Here is an 11,062-nt window from a genome sequence, read left to right as displayed (position 1 = left end):
TGCGGACAGGCCGCTGATCAGGGAAAGAACGGGGGCCATTGAGCGTTGCTCCCGGCGGCGCCCCCTCCTATGTAGGCTGCCACATACCCCAACGTCTTCACCGCGGGAGTTCCGAAATATGCCCCGAGCGTCTGCGCCCTCGAAGCGCGCCCCCTCCTCGAAGCTCGCCCCACCGGTGGTCCGGCGGTCCCCGCCCGCCGCCCTGCTGCCCCAGCCGCTGGTCGAGCGCCTGCTCGCCGTGGCCATGGAGCGCGGCGGTGACTTCGCGGAGGTGTACGTCGAGCGCACGCTCACCACGGCGGTCCGGCTGGAGGAGTCCCGCATCAAGAGCGCCCAGACGGGACTGGTCCAGGGCGTGGGCGTGCGCGTCATCTCGGGCGGCAAGGTGGGCTACGCCTACTCCGACGACTGGGACGAGCCCGCGCTGCTGCGGGCGGCCTCCACCGCGGCCATGATTGCCCAGGGCGGCGGCGCCGAGCGCAGCCTCCCCGTGCGCCGCGCCGCGGTCCCCAGCCACTACCACGTCACCACCCCGCTGATGGACGTGGAGGTGTCGCTGAAGACGGACCTGCTGATGCGGGCCGACAAGGCCGCCCGCGCCTTCGACGCGCGGGTGAAGCAGGTCAACGGCGGCTACGTGGACCAGACGCGCCGCATCGCGGTGGCCAACACCCATGGCCGCTATACCGAGGACACCCAGGACCTGTGCCGCCTGTCGGTGAGCGTGGTGGCCCAGGGCAAGGGCGGCGAGCGGCGCACCGGCATGTACGGCGGTGGCGGCCGCGTGCCCTTCAGCCACTGGGACACCTTCTCCCCGGAGGACGTGGCCCGCGAGGCGGCGCGGCAGGCGGTGGCCACGCTGGGCGCGGTGGACTGCGTGGCGGGCCCGCAGACGGTGGTGCTGGCCCCGGGCTGGAGCGGCATCCTCCTGCACGAGGCGGTGGGACACGGCCTGGAGGCGGACTTCATCCGCAAGGGCACGTCGTTGTTCGCTGGCAAACTCGGGGAGAAGGTGGCGTCCGACCTGGTCACCGTCATCGACGACGGCACCGTCTCCAGCGGGCGCGGCTCCATCAACATCGACGACGAGGGCAACCCCGGTGAGCGCAAGGTCCTCATCGAGAACGGCGTGCTCAAGGGCTACCTCTACGACAGCCTCAACGCGCAGCTCATGGGCCAGCGCAGCACCGGCAGCGGGCGGCGCGAGTCCTTCAAGCACCTGCCCATGCCGCGCATGACGAACACCTTCCTGGCGCCGGGCGACCACGCCCCCGAGGACATCGTCAAGGAGGTGAAGCGCGGCCTGTACTGCGCCACCTTCGGCGGCGGGCAGGTGGACATCACCAACGGCAACTTCGTCTTCGAGGTCAGCGAGGCCTACCAGATCGAGGACGGCAAGCTGGGCCGCCCGGTGAAGAACGCCACGCTCATCGGCGTGGGGCCGGAGGCGCTGAAGAACGTGTCGCGCGTGGGCTGCGACCCCATGCCCGACCCGGGCATGGGCGTGTGCGGGAAGAATGGCCAGTCCATGCCGGTGGGCGTGGGCCTGCCCACCGTGCGCATCGACAACATCACCGTCGGCGGCACCAAGGTCGCCTGAGAGGGAGCGCCAACCATGGACTACCAGCAGCTCGCGAAGCGAATCGTCCAGCGTGCGAAGCGCAAGGGTGCCCGCCAGGCGGAGGCCTTCCTGGAAGTGGGCCGCCAGAGCAGCGTGCGCGTGCACCAGGGACAGATTGAGGACCTCACCCAGTCCACCAGCAAGGGCGTGGGCGTGCGCGTGGTGCTCAAGGACCGGCTGGGCTTCGCCTACACGTCCGACTTCGAGCCCGCCGCGGTGGACCACATCGTGGACCAGGCGCTGAAGCTGGCCGCGGCCGCCGCGCCCGACAAGCTCAACGGCCTGCCCTCCGGCAAGGACCTGGGCCGCTTCGGGGACACCGGGCCTCTCTTCGACACGAAGGTCGCCGAGCTCCCCGGGGACTGGAAGATCAAGACGGCGCTGGAGACGGAGAAGGCCGCCCGCGCGGAGGACTCGCGCGTCATCGCCTTCAACGGCGTGGGCGCCGGGGACTACGTGTCCGAGGTCTACATGGCCTCCACCGAGGGCATGACGGGCGCGTACTCCGGCACCTACGTGTACCTGTACGCGGCCCCGGTGGCGTCGGACGGCAACGGGCTCCAGACAGGCTACTGGATGGACTACCGGCGCTTCCTCGACGACCTGGACGGCCCGGAGGCCATCGGCCGCGAGGCCACGCGCCGGGCGGTGCGGATGCTGGGTGCGAAGCGCGTGAAGACGCAGCAGGTGCCGGTGCTGTTCGCCCCGCAGGTGGCCGCGTCGTTCGTGTCGGACGTGGCCGGCGCGGCGAACGGCAACGCGGTGTACCAGAAGGCCAGCCTCCTGGCGCCGCTGCTGGGCAAGCGCCTGGCGGGCGCGCACGTCACGCTGGTGGATGACGGCTTGATGCCGCGCGGCCTGGCCACCGCGCCCTTCGACGGCGAGGGCGTGCCCACGCGGCGCACGCCCATCATCGAGCAGGGCGTGCTCAAGTCCTTCCTCTACGACGCCTTCACCGCCCGCAAGGCGAAGGCGCGCACCACCGGCAACGCGTCGCGCGGCTACAACGGCCTGCCCTCCATCGGCACCAGCAACCTGTACCTGGAGCCGGGCACGAAGGCGCCCGAGGCGCTGCTGCGCGAGGTGGACAGCGGCTTCTACGTCACCGCGCTGCTCGGCCACGGCACCGACCCGGTGACGGGCGAGCTGTCCGCGGGGGCCAACGGCCTGTGGATTGAAAAGGGCGAGCTGACCCACCCGGTCCAGGAGGTGACGGTGGCGGGCAACCTGCTGCAGATGCTCAAGGACCTGGACGGCGTCGGCAGCGACCTCCAGTTCCGCAGTGGCACGGTGGGCGCGCCCACTGTCCGCTTCCGGCAGCTCACCGTCTCGGGCGAGTAGCCCACCCCGCCGCGTCCCCCTACCGTGGCCCGGTGGGGGACGTGTCAGGGCCCCCTCGTAGAACGGCCGAGCAGCACGAGGAGGGTGCAGCCCATGGCAGCGAAGTCCGCACGCAAGTCCCCCGCCGCGAAGAAGGCGGCCACGCCGCGCAAGCCGCGCCGCAAGAAGGCGGAGCCGAAGTCCCGGGGCCTGTCCCCGGCGGAGGTGGCCAGCGACTCGGTGGAATACCCCACCGAGCTGCTGGAGGCGGTGCGCGAGGACGGCGGCGAGGTGCTCGGCGTCTACCGAGACCCGCTGGGCGGCCACCCGGTGGTGTTCTCCGTGCTGCCCATCGACAAGGTGGAGCCCACGCCCTACCAGCGCGACGTGTCCGAGCCCCACGTGAAGCGGCTCGCCAGCGCCATGGAGCGGCTGGACCGCTTCCTGGACCCCGTCATCGCCGTACGCAAGGACGGCCGGTACTGGACGCCCAACGGCAACCACCGCCTCAACGCCAGCCGGATGCTGGGCGCGAAGTCCATTGTCGCCCTGGTGCTGCCCGAGGAGGACGTGGCCTACCAGATCCTGGCCCTCAACACGGAGAAGGCCCACAACCTCAAGGAGCGCTCGCTGGAGGTCATCCGCATGTACCGCGGGCTGGTGGGGGCCGACCGGCAGGGGAAGGAGTCGGCCTTCGCGCACCTCTTCGAGGAGCCCGCCTTCGTCACGCTCGGCGCCGCCTACGAGCAGCGCCCCCGCTTCTCCGCGGGCGCCTACCACCCCTTCGTGAAGGCGGTGGAGGACTTCCTCGACACGCCGCTCCAGGACGCCCTGCCCCTGCGCGAGGCCCGGGCGCAGCGACTGCTGGAGCTGGACGACGCCGTGGTGGCCGTCGTGGACGCCCTCAAGGAGCGAGGCCTCCAGAGCCCGTACCTCAAGAACTTCGTCGTCGCCCGCATCAACTTCCTGCGCTTCCGCAAGGACGGCGGGAAGCCGGACTTCGACGCCACCGTGGACCGGATGCTGGCCAGCGCCCGCAAGTTCAACGTGGACAAGGTCCGGCGCGAGGACATTGGCCGCATGGACGGCGGGCCGCTGGAGCCGGACGAGGAATCCGTTTGAAGGAACACGGTTTGCAGGAGGTTCCGCCCAACATGACATCCCCCACGGTCCTGGTCGTCGACGACGACCGCGCGAACCTCGACTCGGTCATCCGCATCTTCCAGCGCGAGGGCATGGCCACGCTGGCCGCCGCCAACGGCACGGAGGCGCTGGAGCTGCTGCGCCGGCCGGAGGTCGCCGCCATGGTGACCGACCTGATGATGCCCAACATGGACGGGCAGGAGCTGCTGCGCGCCGCGCGCGCCATCCGCCCGGACGTGGAAGTGGTGCTGATGACGGCCTACGGCACGGTGGAGACGGCCGTCGCGGCGATGAAGGACGGGGCCTACGACTTCATCACCAAGCCCCTCAAGCGGCACGCGCTGGTGAAGGCCATCCAGAAGGCGCTGGAGAAGCGGGCGCTGGTGGCGGAGAACCAGTCGCTCAAGGCGAAGCTGGCGGAGATGAACGCGGCGGGCGGGCGCTCCATGGTGGGCCAGTCCCCCGCCTTCCGCGCCATGCTGGACACCATCCGCCAGGCCGCGCCCTCCACCGCCACGGTGCTGCTGCTGGGCGAGTCCGGCACGGGCAAGGAGCTGGCCGCGCGCTCCGTGCACGAGTATTCCCAGCGGGCCCGCGGGCCCTTCGTCGCCGTCAACTGCGGCGCGCTGCCGGAGAACATCCTGGAGGCGGAGCTCTTCGGCGTGGAGCGCGGCGCCTTCACCGGCGCGGTGGCCCGCCGCGAGGGCCGCTTCGAGCGCGCCCATGGCGGCACCCTCTTCCTGGACGAAGTGGGCGAGATGCCCCTGCCCGCCCAGGTGAAGCTGCTGCGCGCGCTGGCCGAGGGCGAAATCGAGCGGCTCGGCGGCACGCAGACGGTGAAGGTGGACGTGCGCCTGGTGGCCGCCACCAACAAGGACCTGCAGAAGGAGGTGGCCGAGGGCCGCTTCCGCGAGGACCTCTACTACCGCCTCAACGTGGTGGAGATTCGCGTGCCCGCGCTCGCCTCGCGCCGCGAGGACATCCCCCTGCTGGCGGACGCCTTCCTGCGCCGCTTCGCCGCCAAGAATGGCAAGGTGCTGCGCGGCTTCTCGCAGGAGGCGCTGGGCGTGCTGGAGAACTACGCCTGGCCCGGCAACGTGCGCGAACTGGAGCACGCGGTGGAGCGCGCGGTGGTGCTGGCGCGCGGCGAGGTGCTGGAGGCCAGCGACCTGCCCGAGTCCGTGCGCAAGGGCCCGCTGGGCTCGGCCGGACAGCTCGTCATCCCCATTGGCACGCCCATGGAGGAGATCGAGCGCCGGGTGATCCACGAGACGCTCCGCCACACCCGGGGCGACAAGACGCTGGCGGCCCGGCTGCTGGGCATCGCCGCGCGGACCATCTACCGCAAGCTGGAGCGCGAGCAGGCCACCGGAGACATGCCGTCCGCCCCGCCCCCCGGCTCCGACGTCGACTGACAGGGCGTCACACGGGCCCCCGCCCGCCTTTGACAATTTGTCCGGCGGGGTTTCGGAGGCGGCTCCGGGCGTCAGGGGGGCCTGCTATTCCGGAATAATTCCAAGTGGTTGGCCGTACGTCCTGTCTTGCCCGCCTGGCCCGCGATGGCACCTGGCTTGCTCAACATGGGCCCGGCTTTCACCCGGAAGCGTGATGGAACTCTTCTTTCGAAAGTACTTCTGGACAGTGAACCTGCTGTTCATCCTGCTCGTGGGCGTGCTGGCCGCGAGCACGGTGAACCTGTTCGTCGAGTCCGCCATCTCCCCCGTTCCCACCGGGGGCTCGTCCTCTCGTGCGCCATCGCAGCCGCGGCGCGACGAGACGGCGGTGGCGATGCTCGACATGCAGCGCCTGTCCCGGCTGACGGGCATCAAGCTGCCGGAACCCGAGCCCGAGGTTCAGGAGCCGGGGGGCGGCGCGACGGCGGAGGTGGACCCCAACGCCGCGCCGGTGAAGAGCGGTCTGCGGGTGAAGCTGCTCGGCACGCTGGTGGCGAGCAACCCCGACTGGTCCTTCGCCTCCATCCAGGACATGGCGACGCAGCGCTCGCAGACCTTCATGGTGGGCAACACGATTCAGGGCGCCACCGTGGAGACCATCGAGCGCGAGCGCGTCATCATCATCAACGCCGGCCGCCGCGAGTTCATCGACGGCAACCCGGGTGACGGCGCCTTCGTGCCGCCCTCGCCTCCGGTGGCCCAGGCGAACACCGCGCCGCCCAGCAACGACAGCGGCATCCGCGCCACCAGCGAGAACGAGTACGACGTCCCGCGCGCGGAAATCGACAAGACGCTCAACAACCTCAACCAGGTCGCCATGCAGGCGCGCATCGTGCCCGCGTTCAAGGACGGTCAGGCGGTGGGCTTCAAGCTCTTCTCCATCCGTCCGGACTCCATCTACTCCAAGATTGGCGTCCAGAATGGCGACGTCATCCGTCGCATCAACGGATTCGACCTCAACAGCCCGGAAAAGGCGCTGGAGGTCTATTCGAAGATGAAGGACGCATCCCGTATCGAGATCGAGATCGAGCGCAACGGTGCGCCGATCCGCAAGTCGTACAACGTCCGTTAATTACCTCCGCAGCGCCCGCTCCTCCATGAAGACGCTCCCGTCCTGGATGCTCTGCCTGTGCCTCGCGTTCGCCATTCCCGCGCAGGCACAGCGTCGCTCACCGCCCCCCGGCACCGCCGCCGGAGAGCGGACGATTTCCCCACAGGCCTCCGGCGCCACCGGCAACGGTGAGGCCACCACGGGCACCCGCCGCACGCCCACGTGCGAGGAGGCCCGCCGGAATGCCCGCTACGGCATCTACTTCGACAAGGTGGAGATCGAAAAGCTGGTCCAGACGGTGGCGGACGCCACCTGCCGCACCTTCATCCTCCCGGAGAACGTGCGGGGGAAGATCTCCATCATCGGCCCCGAGAATGGCCGGGTGGAGGTCAACGCGGACGCCTTCTACTCCGCCTTCCTCGCCGCGCTCGACGCCAACGGGCTCGCCGTCTACCAGTACGGCCGGTTCATGAAGGTCGTCGACAAGCGCTCGGCGAAGCAGAACCCCATCCCCACCATCGTCGAGGATGGCGAGCCGTACACGACGAACGAGCAGATGGTGACGAAGCTGTTCCGCGTGCAGAACGTGGAGGTGGAGCCGCTGCGCGGCGTGCTCCAGCAGCTGGTGTCCAAGGACGGCGACACGATTCCGTATCCGCCCGACACCATCATCGTCAACGACGTGGGCTCCAACATCCACCGCCTGGAGCGCATCATCCACCAGCTGGACACGCGCGCCGCCAGCGATGAGATGCGCATCGTCCAGGTGCAGTACGCCTCCGCGCAGGACGTGGCCAACACGGTGCAGCGCCTCTTCGAGGCCAAGGGTGGCCGCCCCGGCCAGCCCGCCACCCAGCGCCCCGTCCAGCCCACCGGGCGCAACGTGCCCCCCAGCAGCGCGCAGGCCCCCACGGCCCAGGAGGGCGCCCCCGGCGGTCCGGTGACGCTGTCGCAGATCATCCCGGATGAGCGCACCAACAAGCTCATCATCGTCGCCAGCCCCGCGGCCTTCGAGCGCATCCAGGACATCGTCGCGCAGATCGACATCCCCACCAGCGGCGGCGGGCGCATCAACGTCTACTACCTGGAGAACGCCAACGCCGAGGAGCTGGCCAGCACGCTCCAGTCCCTGGCCCAGGGCACCGGCAGCAGCACGCCCCGTGGCCGCGCCCCGACGCCGCAGCGTCCGCCGGGCGTGCCGGGCGCGCCCTCCACGCAGCAGGCCGCCGAGCTGTTCAGCGGCGAGGTGAAGATCTCGGCCGACAAGGGCAGCAACTCGCTGGTCATCGTCGCCAGCGCCGCGGACTACAAGAACATCGTCCAGGTCATCCAGCAGCTCGACAAGCCGCGCCGCCAGGTGTTCGTGGAGGCCGTCATCATGGAGGTCAACCTGGACCGCAACGCGCGGTTCGGCATGAACCTGCACAGCGGCTTCAGCCTGAGCACGGAGAACGGCGCGGTCCCCGGCCTCATCGGCACCAACACCTCCGGCAACGGCCTGCCGCCCTCGCTGTCGCTCACCAGCCTGGCCTCCTACGGCGGCTTCCTCGCCGGCCTCCAGGGCCCCACCATCCCCGCGCTGGAGAAGCTGGGCATCCCGGCGTTCGGCGTGGTGCTGCACGCCATGCAGCAGAGCTCGGACGTGAACGTGCTCTCCACGCCGCACATCCTCACCAGCGACAACGAGGAGGCGGAAATCACGGTGGGACAGAACGTGCCCTTCCAGTCCGGCTTCTCGCCGTCGTCGCTGGGCTCGCTCACGGGCGGCCTGGGCACCGGTGCCGGCGTGGGCGGCCTGGGCGCCGGCCTGCTGGGCGGCCTGGGTGGCCTGGGCTCGCTCTACGCGCCCATCACCCGTCAGAACGTGGAGCTGAAGCTGACGGTGAAGCCGCAGATCAACGAGAGCGACTACATCCGGCTGGTCATCAACCAGCAGACGGAGGAGATCGCCTCCACCGACCCCGTGCTCGGCCCGACGACGTCCCGCCGCAGCGCGAAGACGACGGTTATCGCCCGCGACCAGGAGACGCTGGTGATTGGCGGCATCATGCAGGACCGCACGCTGGAGAGCGTCTCCAAGGTGCCCCTGCTGGGTGACATCCCCCTGCTCGGCCACTTCTTCCGCGACACCACGCGCCGCAAGACGAAGACGAACCTGCTGCTCTTCCTGACGCCCTACATCATCCGCGGGCCGGAGGACTTCCGCGTCATCTTCGAGCGCAAGATGAAGGAGCGTCAGCAGTTCGTGGAGCAGTTCTACGGCCAGGTGCCCGGCTACGACGTGGCGGTGGACTTCAGCCGCAAGCCCGGCCCGCTGTCGCGCATGGGCCAGAAGGTGACGCAGGAGGAGCAGCGCGCGGAGAACGGCGGCCCGGGCGTGTCGGGTGAGCGCATCATCACCCCCGCGCCTCCGTCCGGCAGCCCGGGGGCCGTGCCCTCGAGCCGGCGGCAGGTCCCCGAGACGGAGGTGGACGAGGGTGGACCCGCGGTGCGGGAAGGCACGCTGCCTCCGGATGGTTCGGAGGAATCAGTGCCCGCCGCGCCCGCCCCGCAGAACTTCGAGCAGCCCCCGCCCGAGGCCGTCCCGGTCCCGTCGGAAGGGGAAGTCGAGCAGCTGCGAATCCAGCCGGACGTGGGGGACCAGACGCCATGAACCTCACCGCCGACCCCACCCCCCCGAGCGCCGCCCCCGTCGCGGATTCCCCACGCAACGACGCCACCCGGCTCGTCGCCCACGGCCAGGCCTACCTCTGTGGCCGCCCGCTGGGGGAGATTCTGCGCGCCATCGTCCCCTCGCTCACCGAGGAGAAGCTCCAGGAGGCGCTCGCCATCCAGGACGAGAAGGGGCAGCGCATCGGTGAGGCCCTGGTGGGGCTGAGGGCGGTCTCCGAGGAGGACGTGGCCAAGGCCCTGGGCCACCAGCTGGACCTGCCCTACCTGGCGCGCATCTTCACCGAGGAGGTGGACGCGGAGCTGGTCAAGCGCATCCCCATCAACTTCGCCCGCCAGTCGCACATCCTCCCGCTGTTCATGGAGGGGGACTCGGTGGCGGTGGCGGTGGCGGATCCGCTGGACACCGGCGCGCTGGACCACGTGCGCGTGCTGCTGGGCAGCAGCATCAGCCAGCGCATCGCCCTGGCCTCCACCATCACCGACGCCATCAACAGCGTCTACGACCGCTCCGTCAACGAGACCGAGCAGCTCGTGGACGAGATGGAAACGCAGGACCTGGACGCCATCGCCCACGAGCTGGACGAGCCCAAGGACCTGCTCGACGAGGACGACGAGGCCCCCGTCATCCGGCTGGTGAACTCGGTGCTGTTCCGCGCCGCCAAGGAGCGCGCGAGCGATATCCACATCGAGCCCATGGAGCGCGAGCTGATGGTGCGCTTCCGCGTGGACGGTGTGCTGCAGGAGATCATCAAGCCGCCCAAGCGCTACCAGAACGCCATCGTCAGCCGCGTGAAGGTGATGGGGCAGCTCAACATCGCCGAGAAGCGCCTGCCGCAGGACGGCCGCATCCGCATCAAGCTGGCCGGCCGCGACATCGACATCCGTCTGTCCACCATCCCCACGTCGCACGGCGAGCGCATCGTCATGCGTCTGCTGGACAAGACGGCCACGCTGCTGGACCTCGCCGAGATCGGCATGAGCCAGAAGACGCTCGAGTCGATGGAAGCCGTCATCAAGCGCTCGCACGGCATCATCCTGGTGACGGGCCCCACGGGCTCCGGCAAGACGACGACGCTCTACGGCGCCCTGTCGAAGATCAACACGCCGGACCTCAACATCCTCACCGTCGAGGACCCGGTCGAGTACCAGCTCAAGGGCATTGGCCAGATGGCCATCAACCCGAAGATTGGCCTCACCTTCGCCCAGGGGCTGCGCTCCTTCCTCCGCCAGGACCCGGACGTCATCATGGTCGGCGAGATTCGCGACAAGGAGACGGCCGAAATCGCCATCCAGGCCTCGCTGACGGGCCACCTGGTGCTCTCCACGGTGCACACCAACGACGCCGCCGGCGCCGTGACGCGTCTGGTGGACATGGGCGTGGAGCCCTTCCTCGTGGCGTCCTCGCTCACCGGCATCCTGGCCCAGCGCCTGGTGCGCCGCGTGTGCCCGGACTGCCGCGTGGCCTTCGAGCCCACCGACGCGGAGCTGAAGGAGCTGGGCCACAGCCGCGCCTCCTTCCGCGAGCGCTATGGCGTGGACCGCATCTACAAGGCCGCCGGTTGCCCCTCCTGCAACCGCAACGGCTACCGCGGCCGCACCGGCATCTACGAGTTCCTGCCCGTGGATGACGACGTGCGCCAGCTGGTGCTGAAGAACGTGGACGCGTCCACCATCAAGCGCTCCGCCATGAGCAAGGGCATGACGACCCTGCTCGAGGACGGCGCGCGCAAGATTGCCCTGGGCGAGACCACCATCGCCGAGGTGCTCAGCATCACCCAGGAGGACATGTAGCCGACAGCT

At 69.8% G+C, this 11,062-nt stretch carries 7 protein-coding genes; all 7 read left to right on the top strand.

The genetic code is table 11. From position 1 onward, the window contains the following. Positions 1-118 precede the first annotated feature (118 nt). The 7 genes from VZL07_RS27425 (at position 119) to gspE (ending at position 11,053) form a co-directional block, all read left to right on the top strand. Complete coding sequence (locus VZL07_RS27425; protein ID WP_426750744.1) at positions 119-1,600, top strand: TldD/PmbA family protein; 1,482 nt, start codon at positions 119-121, stop codon at positions 1,598-1,600. A 15-nt stretch (positions 1,601-1,615) separates the two neighbouring features. Continuing rightward, entirely contained in the window at positions 1,616-2,962 is a 1,347-nt protein-coding gene (locus tag VZL07_RS27420; protein WP_426750743.1) for a TldD/PmbA family protein, read from the top strand. Positions 2,963-3,055: 93 nt separating this feature from the next. Continuing rightward, entirely contained in the window at positions 3,056-4,063 is a 1,008-nt protein-coding gene (locus VZL07_RS27415) for a ParB/RepB/Spo0J family partition protein (protein WP_426750742.1), read from the top strand. Between the two features lie 32 nt (positions 4,064-4,095). Next, complete coding sequence (locus VZL07_RS27410) at positions 4,096-5,499, top strand: sigma-54-dependent transcriptional regulator (RefSeq protein WP_426750741.1); 1,404 nt, start codon at positions 4,096-4,098, stop codon at positions 5,497-5,499. 193 nt (positions 5,500-5,692) lie between these two features. Continuing rightward, positions 5,693-6,610, top strand: coding sequence for a type II secretion system protein GspC (gene gspC, locus VZL07_RS27405; RefSeq protein ID WP_426750739.1), 918 nt, complete (start codon positions 5,693-5,695; stop codon positions 6,608-6,610). A gap of 25 nt (positions 6,611-6,635) precedes the next feature. After that, a complete protein-coding gene (gspD, locus tag VZL07_RS27400; protein WP_426750738.1) occupies positions 6,636-9,242 on the top strand; it encodes a type II secretion system secretin GspD in 2,607 nt (868 codons plus the stop codon). Continuing rightward, positions 9,239-11,053 carry a type II secretion system ATPase GspE gene (gene gspE / locus VZL07_RS27395; protein WP_426750736.1) on the top strand — a complete coding sequence of 605 codons (1,815 nt, stop codon included), beginning with the start codon at positions 9,239-9,241 and terminating at the stop codon, positions 11,051-11,053. The genes gspD and gspE overlap by 4 nt, the downstream gene beginning before the upstream one ends. Positions 11,054-11,062: the final 9 nt, after the last annotated feature.

It is taken from the genome of Pseudomyxococcus flavus (assembly GCF_050038885.1).
GTDB classification, from domain to species: Bacteria; Myxococcota; Myxococcia; order Myxococcales; family Myxococcaceae; genus Myxococcus; species Myxococcus flavus.
The sequence above is the reverse complement of the archived record's forward strand: the minus strand, read 5'-3'. Positions and strand labels throughout refer to the sequence as shown.